At 68.8% G+C, this 15,813-nt stretch carries 14 protein-coding genes and 1 riboswitch; of the genes, 7 read left to right on the forward strand and 7 right to left on the reverse strand.

Translation table 11 applies throughout. The annotated features are described in order from the left end of the window. Positions 1-108 precede the first annotated feature (108 nt). From ACZ7SW_RS42650 to metG, 5 genes are all read right to left on the reverse strand, one after another. Positions 109-1,122: a methionine ABC transporter ATP-binding protein gene (locus tag ACZ7SW_RS42650; protein ID WP_470236068.1), complete on the reverse strand. Its 1,014-nt coding sequence runs from the start codon at positions 1,120-1,122 to the stop codon at positions 109-111. 215 nt (positions 1,123-1,337) lie between these two features. Further along, a riboswitch (SAM riboswitch) is annotated at positions 1,338-1,428 on the reverse strand. Between the two features lie 568 nt (positions 1,429-1,996). Beyond that, positions 1,997-2,839: a 16S rRNA (adenine(1518)-N(6)/adenine(1519)-N(6))-dimethyltransferase RsmA gene (gene rsmA / locus ACZ7SW_RS42655; protein WP_470236069.1), complete on the reverse strand. Its 843-nt coding sequence runs from the start codon at positions 2,837-2,839 to the stop codon at positions 1,997-1,999. 92 nt (positions 2,840-2,931) lie between these two features. Then, positions 2,932-4,314, reverse strand: coding sequence for a transglycosylase family protein (locus tag ACZ7SW_RS42660; protein WP_470236127.1), 1,383 nt, complete (start codon positions 4,312-4,314; stop codon positions 2,932-2,934). A gap of 427 nt (positions 4,315-4,741) precedes the next feature. Beyond that, positions 4,742-5,566: a TatD family hydrolase gene (locus ACZ7SW_RS42665; protein ID WP_470236070.1), complete on the reverse strand. Its 825-nt coding sequence runs from the start codon at positions 5,564-5,566 to the stop codon at positions 4,742-4,744. A gap of 289 nt (positions 5,567-5,855) precedes the next feature. Next, a complete protein-coding gene (metG, locus tag ACZ7SW_RS42670; RefSeq protein WP_470236071.1) occupies positions 5,856-7,652 on the reverse strand; it encodes a methionine--tRNA ligase in 1,797 nt (598 codons plus the stop codon). A 61-nt stretch (positions 7,653-7,713) separates the two neighbouring features. On the opposite strand from metG, the gene ACZ7SW_RS42675 reads away from it, so the two are divergent. From ACZ7SW_RS42675 to ACZ7SW_RS42695, 5 genes are all read left to right on the forward strand, one after another. Next, entirely contained in the window at positions 7,714-8,301 is a 588-nt protein-coding gene (locus ACZ7SW_RS42675; RefSeq protein ID WP_470236072.1) for a PadR family transcriptional regulator, read from the forward strand. 94 nt (positions 8,302-8,395) lie between these two features. Further along, positions 8,396-9,394, forward strand: coding sequence for an ATP-binding cassette domain-containing protein (locus tag ACZ7SW_RS42680; RefSeq protein ID WP_470236073.1), 999 nt, complete (start codon positions 8,396-8,398; stop codon positions 9,392-9,394). Further along, a complete protein-coding gene (locus tag ACZ7SW_RS42685) occupies positions 9,384-10,148 on the forward strand; it encodes an ABC transporter permease (protein WP_470236074.1) in 765 nt (254 codons plus the stop codon). The genes ACZ7SW_RS42680 and ACZ7SW_RS42685 overlap by 11 nt, the downstream gene beginning before the upstream one ends. Before the next feature lie 97 nt (positions 10,149-10,245). Beyond that, entirely contained in the window at positions 10,246-10,860 is a 615-nt protein-coding gene (locus ACZ7SW_RS42690) for a glycoside hydrolase family 25 protein (RefSeq protein ID WP_470236075.1), read from the forward strand. A gap of 62 nt (positions 10,861-10,922) precedes the next feature. Then, complete coding sequence (locus ACZ7SW_RS42695) at positions 10,923-12,161, forward strand: aminodeoxychorismate synthase component I (RefSeq protein WP_470236076.1); 1,239 nt, start codon at positions 10,923-10,925, stop codon at positions 12,159-12,161. A 34-nt stretch (positions 12,162-12,195) separates the two neighbouring features. Here ACZ7SW_RS42695 and ACZ7SW_RS42700 read toward each other — a convergent pair whose 3' ends face one another. Continuing rightward, positions 12,196-13,155, reverse strand: coding sequence for a quinone oxidoreductase family protein (locus tag ACZ7SW_RS42700; protein ID WP_470236077.1), 960 nt, complete (start codon positions 13,153-13,155; stop codon positions 12,196-12,198). Between the two features lie 172 nt (positions 13,156-13,327). Between ACZ7SW_RS42700 and ACZ7SW_RS42705 the strand changes: the two genes are divergently transcribed. Next, entirely contained in the window at positions 13,328-13,804 is a 477-nt protein-coding gene (locus tag ACZ7SW_RS42705) for a QsdR family transcriptional regulator (protein ID WP_470236078.1), read from the forward strand. 9 nt (positions 13,805-13,813) lie between these two features. Next, complete coding sequence (locus ACZ7SW_RS42710; RefSeq protein ID WP_470236079.1) at positions 13,814-14,791, forward strand: TolB-like translocation protein; 978 nt, start codon at positions 13,814-13,816, stop codon at positions 14,789-14,791. A gap of 135 nt (positions 14,792-14,926) precedes the next feature. On the opposite strand, the gene rsmI is transcribed toward ACZ7SW_RS42710, so the two are convergent. After that, a complete protein-coding gene (gene rsmI, locus ACZ7SW_RS42715) occupies positions 14,927-15,766 on the reverse strand; it encodes a 16S rRNA (cytidine(1402)-2'-O)-methyltransferase (RefSeq protein WP_470236080.1) in 840 nt (279 codons plus the stop codon). Between the last annotated feature and the right edge of the window lie 47 nt (positions 15,767-15,813).

The following is a 15,813-nucleotide window of genomic DNA, read 5'->3' on the forward strand; positions in this document are numbered from 1 at the left end:
AGCGTGCACGGCCCCCCGGGCCGGGCTCGCTGCTCCTCGACACGCCGACTTAAAGGCGATCCCGCCGCGACGGCGAAGCCGGCGCCATCAAACACAGCGCCATCAAACTCAAGCAGCCACTACACTCTGCGGCCCGCGAGCCGCCTGGCTCACGTGCGCGCCCCGGTCGGAGATCCAGGACAGCGCGGCGTCGGCCCGCTCGCCGCGGACGCCGAGGCGGAACCGGGCGATCGGGGTGTCCCCGATGCGGGTGAGGCCGCCGCCGATGGTGGCGAGCTCCACGTCGAAGCGGCTGGCCGCCTCGGGCAGCAAAGCGCCCACCGACGCGAACCCGATCAGCACGACGTCCACCGCGCGGTCGTACTTCGCCGACTGGGCGCGCGAGGTGTCGATCGACGGCAGCACCGCCTGCGCGGTCCAGCTGTCCGGCGTCGAGATCAGGTCGAGCACCGTGCCGCGCTCGACGATCGCGCCGTTGTCAAGCACCGCGACGTCGTCGCAGACCCGGCGGACGACGTCGGCGTCCGGCGTGGTGACGACGACCGTCACGCCCAGTTCGGCGCGCGCCCGGTCGAGCACGGCGAGCACCGCGCCGGCGTCCTCCGCCGAAACCCCGGCGGTCGGGTCGTCGGCGAGCAGCACGGCCGGTCCGGCGGCGAGCGCCTTGGCGACCGCGACCCGGCGGAGCTGGCCGTCGGTGAGTTCTTCCGGCTTCTGCGCGGCGCGCGCGGTGAGGCCGACCAGGTCGAGCAGCGAGCCGACCCGGCTGCGCCGCTGCGGGCCGTCGACGCCGAGCTGCTCCAGCGGGCTGGCGATGTTGCCCGCGATGGTGCGCTCGGCGAGCAGTTCCGGTTTGGTCCCGACGACACCGAGCTGGCGGCGGATCTCCCGCAGCCGCTTGCCGTCGAGCGTCGCGGTGTTGAGGCCGTCGAGCCGCACGACGCCGCGGTCGGGACGCTCCTGCAGCGCGATGCAGCGGGCGAGGGTCGACTTGCCGGAACCGGAGGGACCCACGATTCCGAACAGCGAGCCGGCTTGCACGTCAACGCTCACGTCGCGCAGCGCGGCGACACGATTTCCGTGGAAGGGAAAGGACTTGGACACGTTTTCGACAGTGATCACGAAAGGGCTCCAGGCAAACGAGGCGCGGCGCCGATTCCGGGCGCGCCAGGCGTCATCGAATTACCGTCCACAGTGGACGGCGCAAGAAACTGCGGAAAAAACGATCAGGCGATGACCATGGAGCGTTGACACGCACATACCGAGCGGCGACCTTCGTCGACTACGCGCCGGCGGGTCAGCAGGAGCGGGCGGGTGACCCTCTTCATCGAAAACAGCCTCCATCGGTCCTGGCGGTAGCACCTGCCCTGCGGAGGGTGGTTGCTGCGACTTCGGCGAGCCAGGTCTCTCAGTCGCTCGGGATGGACGCTTTCGAGTAAAGCCGATCCCATTGGCTGAACGCAAGCGCGTTGGTGCAGATCACACGTCTGGTGGTGCCCGCATACCGGAACACCGCGTCCAGGACCCGGAAACCCGGAACCTCGGTCGCCGAACAGTGCCCCGACCTGCGCGACCCTCGGCCCGGCCTCCGGTCGCGAACCAGTTCGTTCCACTGTGGACGATCAAGAGTCTTTGCGGAACAAGAGTTTTCCCGTTGTCAAGTCGCGGGCGGTCGCGGGCCTCGACACCCGGCCCGTCGGGTCCGCGACCGGGCCGAGATAGGTCAGCGAAGCGAAGCACCACGCACCGGCGCGGCTGAACAATCCGGGCCGCGGAGCAATCGGGCTCCCCCGAATGCCAAGGCCTTGACGAGCCGCTCGTCACAGGGAAACGGCCAAGTCAGCCGCACTCGCACCATGACCGAGAGTAGCTAGCACGTCCCACGATCAGCGACGACGCAAGATCATCAGGGCACGCAACGAAATCAGAACCCACTAGCGGAATACTCGCCGCGAAGCCGCCGTTGGACGTCACAAGCGAGCGCCGTGGGAGGGGGTCAGTTTCCGGCCGCCGCGATGCGCGCGAACGCGTGCACGTCCAGCTGCTCCCCACGCGTCTTCGGGTCGATTCCCGCCTCGGCGAGCAACTCGCCAGCCCGGTCGGCGGAACCGGCCCACCCGGCCAGCGCGGCCCGCAAAGTCTTGCGCCGCTGCGAAAACGCCGCGTCGACGACCGCGAACAACCGTGCGCGATCCACTCCGGACACCGGGTCGGTCCGGGTGAACGAAACCAGCGCGGAATCGACGTTCGGCACCGGCCAGAACACCGCGCGCGGTACCGCGGCCACCTTGCGCGCGGGACCGTACCAAGCGAGCTTCACGCTCGGCACGCCGTAAGTCCGGCTGCCCGGCCCGGCCGCCATCCGATCGGCGACCTCGGTCTGGACCATCACGAGCCCGCTGCGCAGCGACGGCAACTCAGCCAGCAGATGCAGCACCACCGGCACCGCGACGTTGTACGGCAGGTTCGCCACGATCGACACCGGCTCAGCCGGGAGATCGGCGGCCCGCACCCGCAGCGCGTCGGCGCCGACCACGGTCAGCCGGTCCGCTGCCTCCGGGGCGCGCTCGGCCACCGTGCGCGGCAGGCGGGCGGCCAGCACCGGATCGATCTCCACCGCGACGACCTGAGCGCCCGCGGCGAGCAGGCCCAGCGTCAGCGACCCGAGACCGGGCCCGACCTCCAGCACGACCTCCCCCGGCCGCACGCCGCCGAGTTCGACGATGCGGCGGACCGTGTTGGGGTCGTGCACGAAGTTCTGCCCGAGCTTCTTCGTGGGCCGGACGTCGAGTTCGTCGGCCAGCCCGCGGATTTCGGCAGGCCCCAGCAGTTCCACCACCGGACGAGCCTACCCAGCGCCGCGGGGCGGACGAAAAACAGGCGGCCGGGAGCGCGAAGCTCCCGGCCGCCTGCTGGAAAGACTGATGCCGCTCAGGCCTTGTAGCCGCAGCCCCAGGCGCTGTAGCCGCCGCGCGCGTCGCGCACCTTCTCGGCGATCGCGATCTGCTGCTCCCGGGTGGCCTTGTCGGCCGTCGGGGCGTACTGGCTGCCGCCGTAGGCGTTCCAGGTCTGCTTGTCGAACTGGAGGCCGCCGTAGTAGCCGTTGCCGGTGTTGATGGACCAGTTGCCGCCCGACTCGCACTGCGCGATGCGGTCCCACGCGCCGGTGTCGCCGATGGCCGGGGCCGGCGGCTTCTTGGTGCCGACCTTGATGATCTTGGCCTTGGCCTCGACCAGGGTCTTCTCCGAGACCTGCTCGCGCGAGATCTCTTCGCCGTTCTTCTTCGTGACCTTGTAGGTCACCAGCTTCTTGCCCGGCGTGCCCGGGTCCTCGACGCTCTGCTGGCCCTGCAGCTGCGTCGGGTCGTCGACCTTCTGCACCTCGGGGTCGATGGTCTCTTCCTGGTTGACCATCGACACGCCCATGCGGCTGACGTGGACCTCGGCGCCGTTCTTGAGGCTGACGTCGAGGCCGCCGTCGATCGCGTCGTCCGGGCCGAGGTTCAGCTTCAGGTCCGAGACGAGCTCCTTGGTGGTCACCGAGTTGGTGCTCACCTGGCGGGGCGCGTTGGTGCCGTCGAAAAGCGTGATGTGCTTGAGGGTCTTGACCTGGACGGTCGAACCCTCGAGCGGCAGTTCGCCGGACTGCGGCAGCGACGTCCACGCGCCCTGGGAAAGCATGCTGCCCATGCCGAGCTGGTTCATCGCCTCGCCGAGCGTGGTCGCCCGGACCCAGGAGGGCCGCGACACGCCGTCCACGACGAGGTTCAGCTGACGGCCGCGCTCGAGCTTGATGACGCCGCCGTCGCCGACCGCCGCCTGCGGCGAGGGCGAAAGCGCGTCGTGCTCGCCGACCGAGAGGCCCGCGTCCTTGAGCACGTCGCCGACGGTGCCGCCGAAGCTGTGCACGGTCTGCTGGTGGCCGTCGACGTCGACGGTGATGCTCTTGTTCATCGCGAGCGCCGCCGCGCCGCCACCGCCGACGGTGACCAGCAGCGAAAGCACCGCGCCCTTGAGGAAGCGGCGCTTCCAGGTCTTCGTCGCCTCGCGCAGCCCTTCCTCGACCGCGGCCTTCTTGGCCTGCGGGGAGGCGGTGCGGTCCTGCTCGACCTCGTCCGGGAGGACGAGCGGCGGAAGCATCGTGGTCTCGGCGTTGATGAGCCGGATCAGCTCGTCGACGTCGACGTCGATCTCCGACATCAACAGGTCGGCGTCCGGGCCGAGCGCGGCGAGCACGTCCTGCTCGGTCACGCGGAGCTCGTCGGAGAAGTCGATCTGCCCGTAGGCGGTGTCCTCGAGCTCGCGGTCGAGCACGGCCACCGAAGAGGCGGGGGAGGAGAAATACGCCGAACCCGCGTCAAGACGCGAGTCATCCTGCCGACTACCAGTCACCGGGTCGTTCCCTTTCCCAAGACATCGCGCGTACCTCGCGCGTCGTCCTTCGTTCGCGACGCGCCCTCGGGCGCGCCTCTCAAGTCCGACACCCCCAGCCAGCGCCATCGTCACGGTCCCGAGTCGTACCAACCCCGGTTCCGCTTCCCCGACGTGCACTGACGTGACTGGTGGGCGTATCAGCCGGCTCCGCTGCGCGGTACCGACCGGCACGATCACGGGACAGTAACGGGTGTTGGCAGGTTGCGCAAACACCCCCCGGAGTGTCGTGACTTGCGTCACTCATCAGGTGGACGAATGCGCGGTCTCGAATGTCGCAATCCGTGCAACCCGTTGTGACACTATGGAATCAGGAAGGCAGCCGGTATGCGCGTTCGGCAGTGGTCCGGACCGCTTCGGCCACCTCGTGGACCGCCTCGCCGCGCAGCTGGGCGAGGAAGCGGACGGTGTAAGCGGTGCAATACGGCTCGTTCGGCCGCCCACGGTAGGGATGAGGCGTCAGAAACGGCGCGTCCGTCTCAGCGAGGAACTGCCCGCGCGGCACGATGCGCGCGGCTTCGTGCAGACCGCGCGCGTTCTTAAAGGTGACTGTGCCCGCGAAGGACAGGATGTAGCCCTTGTCGATACAGCGGCGCGCGATGTGCTCGTCGCCGGAGAAGCAGTGGAAGACGACCGTCTCGGGCGCGCCTTCCTCGTCGAGGATGCGAAGCACGTCCTCGTGCGCGTCGCGGTCGTGGATCATCAGCGCCTTGCCGAGCCGCTTCGCGAGGTCGATGTGCCAGCGGAAGGCAACCTGCTGCGCATCGTGCGGCGAGTAGTCCCAGTAGTAATCGAGACCGGTCTCGCCGACCGCGACCACCCGGTCCCCCTGCGCCAGACGCTCCACTTCGGACTGTTCGGCGGGCCCGAATTCCTTGGTGCGCGTGGGATGGATGGCCACCGCGGCGAACACCCGCGAGTCCCAGGTGGACGCTTCGGTGGCCCAACGAGCGGCGGCGAGATCGTCCGCGACCGTGACAACACGCGCGACGCCAGCCCGCTCCGCCCGGTCGACCATCTCCGCGACATCAGCCGCAGTCTTCGCGCCGCATGCGTCGAGATGAGTGTGCGCGTCGACCACCGTCACCGGCAGCCGGTCAGGAATCGGGGGAAGTTCGCGCTTTTCGTCACCCATAACCCCCAAGCTACTGCGCCCCCTCCCCCGAAGTCCGTGAGGGGAACCCTGACGGACTCAGATTCCCCCAGGGTTCCCCTCACAGCCCTAAACCGCCACCGGCGCACCCAACCCAGCCAGGCAGCCACACCACCCCAGCACCCCGATACGAAGCCAAAAATGCGGACGGCGGGTGCTTGTCAAGGCATCTTTCCCGCCTTGACAAGCACCCGCCGTCCGTCATCACAATGGGCTTCGGGGTGCCCCAGCCCACCCACGCGCAATGTCGCCGCCAGGCGACGAGCAGACCTCAGTCAGTCACAATCGGAGCCCACTCCGGCCCGGTCTCGCCGAGCTTCGGGTCCAGCTTCGTGAACAACGGCGTCGGCTTCTCCAACGGCCGCCCGACCTCGACCGGCTTCGACTCCCACTTAGCCTGCTCACCCGCGTAATCCCCGGTGAGAATCGGATTGACCCGCCCCGGCAGGTCAAGATCCTCAACCTCCTGAAGCTCCGGCTGCGCAGCCCAAACCCCAGTCCCGCCAAGCGCCTCATGCACCTTCTGCGCCGAATGCGGCAAGAACGGCGTCAGCAACGTATTGGCGTCACTGACCACCTGCAACGCCGTATGCAGCACCGCATCCCGCCGATCCGGATCGTCCTTGAGCTTCCACGGCTCCTGATCCGACAGATACCGGTTAGCCGCCGTGACCACCCGCATCGCCTCAGCCGCAGCCAACTTGAACCGCGACCGCGCAAGGTGCCCACCAGCGGTCTCAAACGCCTGCCGCGACAGCGCCTTCAGCTCCTCGTCCACCGGCGCGGGCGCAGTCGGAGCCGGAATCGCCCCATTGTTCTTGTGCGCCATCGAGATCGACCGGTTGACGAGATTGCCCCACTCGTTCGCCAGCTCGAAGTTGGTCCGCCGAACGAACTCGTCCCAGGTGAAGTCCGTGTCCTGAGTCTCCGGACCGGCCACCGAGATGAAGTACCGCAACGCGTCCGGCCCGAACTCGCGCAGGAAGTCGTGCACGTAGATGACCGTGCCGCGCGAGGTGGAGAACTTCGACCCGCTCATGGTGAGGAACTCGCTGGACACGATCTCGTCCGGCAGGTGCAGCTTGCCGTACTTGCCCGCCTCGCCCCCGCGATCGCCGTCGCCGTTCTGGCCGAGCAGCAGCGCGGGCCAGATCTGGGCGTGGAAGGTGATGTTGTCCTTGCCCATGAAGTAATAGGCGCGCGCGTCGGCGTTGGCCCACCACTCCTGCCACGCGTCCGGCGTGCCGTTGCGGCGCGCCCATTCGACGCTGGCGGAGAAGTAGCCGATGACCGCGTCGAACCAGACGTAGAACCGCTTGAGCGGCTGGTCGCGCCAGCCGTCCAGCGGGATCTTCACGCCCCAGTCGAGGTCGCGGGTGATCGGCCGCGGCCGCATGTCGTCGATCAGGTTGCGGGTGAAGTTGAGGACGTTCGGCCGCCAGTCGGTCTTGGTGCCCAGCCAGTCGCCGAGGGTTTTGGTGAACGCCGGCAGGTCGAGGAAGTAGTGCTCGGTCTCGACGAACTTCGGCGTCTCGCCGTTGATCCGCGACTTCGGGTTGATCAGCTCGGCGGCGTCGAGCTGGTTGCCGCAGTTGTCGCACTGGTCGCCGCGCGCGCCGTCGTAGCCGCAGATCGGGCAGGTGCCCTCGATGTAGCGGTCGGGCAGCGTGCGTCCGGTGGACGGGCTGATCGCGCCGCGGGTGGTCTTCGGGACCACGTAGCCGTTGCGGTTGAGCGCGAGGAAGATTTCCTGCGTCACCGCGGCGTGGTTGCCGGTGGTGGTGCGGGTGAACAGGTCGTAGGAGAGCCCGAGGCCCTGGAGGTCCTCGTCGATCTGACGGGTGTACTTGTCCGCGGTCTGCTGCGGGGTCATCCCCTCTTTGTCCGCCTGGACGGTGATCGGCGTGCCGTGCTCGTCGGTCCCGGACACCATGAGCACCCGGTTGCCGGCCATTCGCTGGTAGCGGGAGAAGACGTCGGACGGGACGCCGAATCCGGACACGTGGCCGATGTGGCGGGGGCCGTTGGCGTAGGGCCAGGCCACCGCGGTCAACACAGGGGTGCTCATACCTGTTTAGCCTACGGATGCGCTCCAGTGCGTTTCGTGGTGGTCGGGGAAGGGAGAGCCGGTGTCGGCGACGCGTCTGCTGGTGCTCGGGGTCGTGCGGATGTTCGGCCGCGCGCACGGCTACCAGGTGCGCCGCGAACTGCTGTCGTGGTCCGCGGACAAGTGGGCGCACGTCCAGCCCGGTTCGATCTACCACGCGCTCAAGAAGATGACCGCCGAGGACCTGCTGGAGAAGATCGACGTCGAACCGGGCGACGGCGGTCCGGACCGGATCGCCTACCGGCTTTCGCCCGCGGGCGAGCAGGAGTTCCAGGTGCTCATCGCGAAGGGGTTGTCCGATCCGGTCGCGACCAACGCGGAGCTGTGCGCGGCGGTGAGCCTGATGCCCGCGCTCCCCCGGAAGTACGCGATCAGCCTGCTCCGGCAGAACCTGATCCACTTCGAGGCGGAGGAACGCCGGTCGCGGCTGAGCCTCGAGGACGACACCTGGGGCAAACCGCCGCACGTGTCCGAGCTGTTCCGCTTGTGGGGCGGGATCGCCAGCGCGAGCCGGGAATGGCTCGCCGGGCTGATCGAGCGACTGGAAGCGGGCGAGTACGTGATGGCCGACGACCCGGGCTCGGCGGTCGAGCCGCCCGCCCCCGAGTAATCAAATTTGACTAACCTGTCCTCCCTCGGGCACAGTGTGCGCGTCAACTAGTCAAGCTTGACTAGTTGATCTTCTTGGGAGGAGAGGGTTGTCCATGATCACGGCACGCGGACTCGAGCGGCGGTTCCGCCGCAAGGGCCGAGCCGGTGGCGAGGTGCACGCGGTGAAGGGGGTCGATCTCGACGTCGAGGCGGGCGAGCTCGTGGGGTTCCTCGGCCCGAACGGGGCGGGCAAGACCACCACGCTGCGCATGCTCACCACCCTGCTGAAACCCACCGCGGGCACGGCGACCGTGGGCGGGCACGACCTGCTCGCCGACGCGGCGGGGGTGCGCCGCAACATCGGATACGTCGCACAGGGCGGAGGCACCTCGCCCGAAGCTCGCGTGGACGAGGAGCTGGAACTGCAGGGCAGGCTGTACCGGATGAGCAAGGCCGACGCGATCGCGCGCGGCAAGGTGCTCGCCGACCAGCTCGATCTGGCCGGGCTTGAGCAGCGGGCCACGAAGACGCTGTCCGGGGGTCAGCGGCGGCGGCTCGACATCGCGATGGGGCTGATCCATTCGCCGGGGCTGGTCTTTCTCGACGAGCCGTCCACCGGGCTCGACCCGCAGAGCCGCGCGAACCTGTGGGAACACATCCGGCGACTGCGCGCCGAACAAGGCGTGACGATCTTCCTGACGACGCACTACCTCGACGAGGCGGACGCGCTGGCCGACCGGCTGATCGTCATCGACGACGGACGGATCGTCGCCGAGGGTCATCCGGACACGCTGAAAGCCCAGGTCTCCGGCGACGGCGTGACGATCGAAGTGGATCCCGAATCCACCGCGGCCGCCGCGGACCTGGCCCGGCAACTGCCCGGCGCGCACGAGTTCGCGGTGTCCGAAGGGTCGATCCGGTTCCGGGTGCCGCGCGGCGACACCGCGATGCCGGAACTGCTGCGCGCGCTCGACGCCAAGGACATCTCGACGACCGCCATGCAGGTCACGCGGCCGACCCTGGACGACGTATTCCTTACTCTCACCGGCCGGTCGCTGCGCGAAGCCGAGCAGCCCGCGCCGGCGGAACCGGAGGTATCCGGTGTTGCATGACACCTGGCTGATTTTCCGCCGCGACATGGCGGGCGCACTGCGAAATCCGGCGTGGCTGCTGATCGGGCTCGCTCAGCCGCTGCTGTATTTGTTCTTCTTCGGCCCGCTGCTGGTGAAATCGCTCGGCGCGCAGGGGATGTCCGAGGTCGACGGCTGGATGGTGCTCACGCCCGCGCTGATCGCGCAGCTGGCGCTGTTCGGCAGTTCGTTCGTGGGCTTCGGGCTGCTGGCCGAATTCCGGTCCGGCGTGGTCGAGCGGCTGCGCGTCACCCCGGTGCACCGGGCCGCGCTGCTGCTCGGGAAGGTGCTGGCGAACGCGTTGCAGGCGACCGTGCAGGCGGTACTGATCATTCTGCTCGCCTACCTGGTGTTCGACCTGAACGCACCGTTCGGCGGCGTGCTGCTGAGCCTGGCGATCGTGTTCCTGCTCGCGCTGACGCTGGCGTCGTGCTCCTACGCGCTGGCGCTCACGCTCAAGAGCGAGGAGGCGTTCCCGGCGCTGCTCAACGCGGTGCTCATGCCGTTGCTGCTGCTGTCCGGGATCCTCATCCCGATCACGTCCGGGCTGGCTCCGAAGTGGCTGTACACGATCTCGCAGATCAACCCGTTCCGGCACGTGGTCGACGTGGAGCGCAACAGCTTCCGCGGCGACTTCTCGATGGACGCGCTGTTCACCGGCAGCGTGGTCGTGCTGGTCATGGCCGTTGTGGCCGTGTGGTGGGGAACGCGCACCTTCCAACGGGAAAACGCCTGATCAAAGCGTATCGACACGCCGGGAAAGGTCACCCCGCTCCGGAACTCCGGACGTAGGGTGGCCTTTCACCCGGCGTGGGGCTTGTCAGGGGTGCGTGGTGGCGGAACCGGAGAGTGGGCGCGGACTCACGCTCACTCATCGCGAGCAAGTGCTCGATTGGGCGGCGGTGCGCGGTGCCGACGTGCGCTTCGCTTCGGTGACGATCAGCGAGAACGTCAACTGGAGCGATCCCGGCGCGGAGCGGACGCTAGCCGCGGCCCAGCACGCGGGTATCCACACCGGGGCCCGGCACTACGCGCGGCCTGGCGCGGTGCACGACCAGGCCGACCACTTCGTCCGGACGGCGAGCAGGCTCGGGGCGTTCGCGCCCGGTTCGCTCGCCCCCGCGCTCGAGGTGGACGCGCAGAGCGTCGACGACCGGTTCGTGAAGGCGTGGATCAAGCACGTGCGGCACGCCGCGAAGATCAGCCGGGTGCTCGTGTATGCCGGGCACGACTGCTGGGCGCACCGGCTGCATCCGGACCGCTGGGCCGATTCCGAGGTGGTGCTGTGGCTCGTGCGGCACAACGGCATTCCCGGGCGGCCCGGCTGGTTCCATTCGCGGCTCGGGCTGCACCAGCACGCGTTCGCGCCGGACGTGCCCGGGGTCGACGGGCCGGTGGCGCAGGACGCGGTGGTGTATCCCTTCGCCCTGTCCGATGTGCTGCTCTGATCACGGTGCTGCTCTGATCACCTTTTCCGCTGGTCACCGCCGGTTTCCGGCACAATGGCGCGATGCGCTTCCAGCGGCTGCGGACCGGTCTGTCACCTTCGCGGGTGCTCGTCCTGCTGTCCGCGTACGCCCAGGCGCACGGTCTGCCCGAACCGGCCGCAGTGTGCGGGGACTGGTTCGGGTCGCGGGCGGTGGTGGCACCGTTCCTGGCGGTGACTCCGCGGCCGTTCCCCGCGTTGCCTGCCGATGCGGGCCCTTCGGAACGGGTAGGCGGCGGATGGTTCGGGTTTCTGGCTTACGACCAGGCGGATCCGTCCGGGCGCTCGACCGGCGTTCCGGCGTCGGCCTGGGGCTGGGCGGATCACGTGCTGCGCTGGGACGCGGCGGGAGTGTGCTGGTTCGAATCGCTCGAAGGCGACGCCGACGCGCAGCTTGCCGTGGTGGAGCGGGCGCTGTCCGGGTCCGCGGAATTGTCGTGGTCGGCCAGTCCGTTGGACCGGCCATCCGGGCACGAGCAGGCGGTGAAGGCGTGCGTGCACGAGATCGAGGCGGGCGAACTGTTCCAGGCGAACGTCTGCTCGCGGTTCACCGGGACGTTCGAGGGCTCACCGGCCGCACTGTTCGCCGAGGGAGTGCGACGGCTGGCTCCGCAGCGATCGGCTTACGTCGCCGGTGACTGGGGTTCGGTGGTTTCGCTGTCGCCGGAACTGTTTTTGGCACGCCACGGCCGACGGGTGCGGTCGTCGCCGATCAAGGGAACGCTGCCCCGGCGCGGTCCGGCGGACGACGGCAACGCACTCCGGCTGCGGCAGTCGGCGAAGGACGTCGCGGAGAACGTGATGATCACCGACCTGGTGCGCAACGACCTCGGCCGGGTGTGCGAGGTCGGCAGCGTCGTGGTGCCGGAGCTGCTCGCGGTGCGTCCGGCGCCGGGGGTGTGGCATCTGGCGTCCACCGTGGAGGGTGTGCTGGCGGACGGCGTGACCGACTCCGGGCTGCTGGCCGCGACGTTCCCGCCCGGTTCGGTCACCGGCGCGCCGAAGATCCGGGCGCTGGACCTGATCGCCGAACTGGAACCGGCCGCGCGCGGGGTGTACACCGGCGCGGTCGGGATGGTGTCACCGCTGGCGGGGCTGGAGCTGAACGTGGCGATCCGGACGTTCGAGATCGCCGGGGACCGGATCGCGCTGGGGGTCGGCGGCGGGATCACGGCGGACTCGGACAGCGCCGCGGAATGGCAGGAGTGCCTGCACAAAGCGGCGCCGCTGGAAGCTTTGCTGGCTAGGCCTCGTGGGTGCTGATCGCGGTGAGAACCGTAATCAGCACCCACGAGACTCACCTACGCGGGTCGAGCAGCAACTTGCCCGTCGTGCCACGGGAACGCAGCGCCTCGTGGGCCTTCCTGGCGTCCTCCAGCGCGTACTCGCCGCCGGCGATCGCACGGAGTTTCCCGTCCAGCACCATCGTGAACAGGTCGGACAGCGCGGTGCCGAAAACGTTGCCCGGCAAGCGGAACACGTGCGGCAGCCACATCCCGGCCACGGTCGTGCTGTGGCCGAGCAGATTGCGCAATTCGATCGGCTTGGGCGAGCGGCGGCCGGCCATCCCGTAGAACACCAGACGGCCGAACGGGGCCAGCGCGGCGATGCTCTGGTCGGTCGTCGGGCCGCCGACCATGTCGAGGACGACGTCGACCCGCTTGCCGCCGTTGGCTTCCCTCAGCACTTCGGTCATGTTCTCCGCGCGGGAATCGACCGCGACGTCCGCGCCGAGTTCGATCGCCAGCGCGCGCTTTTCCTCGCTGCTCGCGGTCGCGATCACGCGGCCCGCGCCCCACGCGTTCGCCAGCTGCACCGCGATCGACCCGACCCCGCCCGCCGCGGCGTGCACGACCACGGACTCGCCGGGCTCGAGATGAGCGTTCTTGCGCAGCATGATCCACGCGGTCGCGCCCTGGACCAGCATCGACAGCGCGTTCAAGTCGTCGACGCCGTCCGGAACCGGGAACGTCATGGCCTCGTCGGCCGCGACGCGCTCGGCGTAACCGCCGCCGTCGTTCAGCAACGCGACCACGCGCTTGCCGTCCGCCGTGCGCCCGACGACCTCGCCGCCCGGCACGAGCGGCAGCTTGCTCGGGGCGAGATACGAGTTTTCCGCCTGGTGCGTGTCCGCGTAGTTCAGCCCGACGCGGTCGACCTCGATCAGCACCTGCCCCGGCCCGGCCACCGGATCGGGCAGCTCGACCGGCTTCAGCACCTCGGGACCACCGAATTCGGTCACCTGCACAGCACGCATCTTCGCGGCTCCTCTCGTCGTGAGACATTCTGCCACATGTCTCATTCACGGGACACTCTCTGCTAACGTCTCACCCATCGAAACGCCACTGTCCGCCCGTACCTCGCGACCCGACGCCGTCGCGGCCTTCCGCCTCGCCCGCGCCCGGTTCCTCGCCGGAGACCGCGTCGACATGCGCGACCTGGCCGCTGACCTCGGCGTCAGCCGCGCGACGCTGCACCGCTGGGTCGGCAGCCGAGACCACCTGCTGAGCGAAATCCTGTGGGCGGAGACGTCGTCGGTGCTGGATAACGTCAGTTATGCGGGCCGCGGCGGGGATGGCGTCGCGGAGGCGATCGGGGCGTTCGTGCGGACGGTCAACGCGTCCTCGCCGTTTCGTGCTTTCCTGCGCCGAGAGCCGGAACGCGCGCTGCGGTTGTTGACGACTAAGGCGAGTTTGGTGCAGTCGCGGACCATCGAGAAGGTGTGCGGTTTGCTGTCGGACGAAGTGGCGGCGGGACGGCTGGAGTCACCGCTGCCGGTGGCGGATCTGGCGTATCTGCTCGTGCGGGTCGGCGAGTCGTTTATCTATACCGATGCCATCACCGGCGAGGAGCCGGACGCGGAGAAGGCCTTAATAGCGGCGAAAATGCTGTTGCGCAGTCGCTAAAGTCTTCTAGTGACTGCTGTCCAGGCTATCGCCCGGATCCCCACCGCTTCGATCGGCAAGCTGGTGTGCCATCCGAAACTGCCGCTCGTCGCCGCGATCGATCGGGACCGGCCCGCGGTGCATATCTACTACACCGAGCGAGTGCTTCGCGAAATCGGCGCGGTGGGCGCGGATTCCGCAGAGTACGGGAAGTTCGACCGCTGGCCCGTCGTCGCTTGGCATCCGAAACGGCCGGAACTGGTCGTGTCCGGCAGCGGGGAAACGGTGTGCTGGACCCGCAACGGCACCTCCGTGCTGGATGTCGCCGTCTCCTTCGACGTGGCCTTCAGCCCCGACGGCCAGTCACTGTGGACGTCGCCGACCCCACCCGAACGCTACGACCGTTCGGATGCGATCGATCTCCACACCGGGGCCGTCACGCCTGCCCCGGCGTGGGACGGCGGCATCGTCGCGCATCCGGCGGGAGGGCTGATCGCCACGAAGCAAAGCGACCAGGGCGCGAGCTTTGTGCTCTTCTCCCGTCCAGGCGACCGGCTGCGGTTCCTCGACCGGGCACTGATTCTGGACGCCAACGGCTGGGGGCTTCCAGTATTCAGCTCCGACGGGCGGTACCTGGCGATTCGCGGCAACACCTACGAACACCAGGTCCTGGTGTTCGAGTTCCCTTCGTTGCGCCGGGTCAGGAAGATCTCGCTCAGCGACCCGAAACGGCTCAACCGGCATGCCTCCTGGTCCTGGGACAACGTCGCGTTCGGCGCGCGGCCCGGCGCACTGTGGATCGGGACGCCGTCCGGCACCCTGCTGGAGTTCGTCGTCGAGCGCGACCGAACCACGAAGCACAAACTGCTCCGCTCGGCAGTGACCTCGTGGTCGCCGGAGACTGCGAACTCACGCTGGTGCCCGTTCCTTCTCCCCGCACCGTCGCGGATCCGGCCACCGTCGCCGAGTTCCTTGCCAGCACCAAGGAAATTCCCGACGACGGCCTGACGGAAGACCACGTCGTGCACACCGACGGTGTCGGCACTTGGCGGCCGGAGGAACTGGCCATGATCACCAAAACCGCACCTAGCGACCCGAAGTGGCTGCAGTTCCTAGCCGAAGACAACGCCCGGAGGAGCTGACTCACTTCCGAGCCGCGAGAACCGCCGCGTAAAGCTCCTTCGTAGACACCCCAGCCGCACCGGCCACCTCGGCCGCGACGGTCTTCAGCCGTTCCCCCGAGGCAACCCGGTCGGCCACCTCCGACACGAGGTCCGACACCGATATCTGCCGAGGCACCGCCCCCTCCAGTACCACCGAGATCTCGCCGCGAACCCCGTCCGCCGCCCACTCGGCCAGCTCCGCGAGCGTGCCGCGTTTGACCTCTTCGTACGTCTTCGTCAGCTCCCGGCACACTGCGGCTCGGCGCGTGCCGCCCAACGCCGCAGCGGCGTCCGACAGCAGCGAAGCGATCCGGTGCGGCGATTCGAAGAACACGACAGTCCGACGCTCGCTCACCAACTCCGCGAACCACTTCGACCGCTCGCCAGGCTTGCGCGGCGCGAAGCCCTCGAAGCAGAACCGGTCGCACGGCAGCCCGGACAACGCGAGCGCGGTCGTCACCGCCGAGGGGCCGGGGAGGCAGGTGATCGGCAGGTCCTCCTCCACACAGGCAGCCACGAGACGGAAGCCCGGATCGGACACACTCGGCATCCCCGCATCGGTCACGACCAGCACTGTCTCGCCGCCGTGCAGTGCCTCCAACAGCTTCGGCAACCGGGCAGTCTCGACGTCCTCGTAGAAGCTGACCACCCGGCCGGAGGGCGACACGCCGAGCGCGGAAGCGAGGCCGCGAAGGCGTCTGGTGTCCTCGGCGGCGATCACATCTGCCGAGCCCAGCGCCTCGATCAGCCGGGCGGACGCGTCGCCGGGATCGCCCAGCGGGGTGGCGGCGAGCACGAGCCGTCCGGAGGCAGAAGTCATGGCAGTCAGCCTAACCAGACGCCATCAGTGGATCAGGCCGTACTATC

It is taken from the genome of Amycolatopsis sp. NPDC114484 (assembly GCF_055633755.1).

What these genes read in the sequence shown, in the direction of transcription:
- ACZ7SW_RS42665 (WP_470236070.1), bottom strand. Translation starts at nt 5,566, where the DNA reads ATGGGTGACGAAAAGCGCGAACTTCCCCCGATTCCTGACCGGCTGCCG.
- metG (WP_470236071.1), bottom strand. Translation starts at nt 7,652, where the DNA reads ATGAGCACCCCTGTGTTGACCGCGGTGGCCTGGCCCTACGCCAACGGC.
- ACZ7SW_RS42680 (WP_470236073.1), top strand. Translation starts at nt 8,396, where the DNA reads ATGATCACGGCACGCGGACTCGAGCGGCGGTTCCGCCGCAAGGGCCGA.
- ACZ7SW_RS42695 (WP_470236076.1), top strand. Translation starts at nt 10,923, where the DNA reads ATGCGCTTCCAGCGGCTGCGGACCGGTCTGTCACCTTCGCGGGTGCTC.
- ACZ7SW_RS42700 (WP_470236077.1), bottom strand. Translation starts at nt 13,155, where the DNA reads ATGCGTGCTGTGCAGGTGACCGAATTCGGTGGTCCCGAGGTGCTGAAG.
- ACZ7SW_RS42705 (WP_470236078.1), top strand. Translation starts at nt 13,328, where the DNA reads ATGCGCGACCTGGCCGCTGACCTCGGCGTCAGCCGCGCGACGCTGCAC.
- rsmI (WP_470236080.1), bottom strand. Translation starts at nt 15,766, where the DNA reads ATGACTTCTGCCTCCGGACGGCTCGTGCTCGCCGCCACCCCGCTGGGC.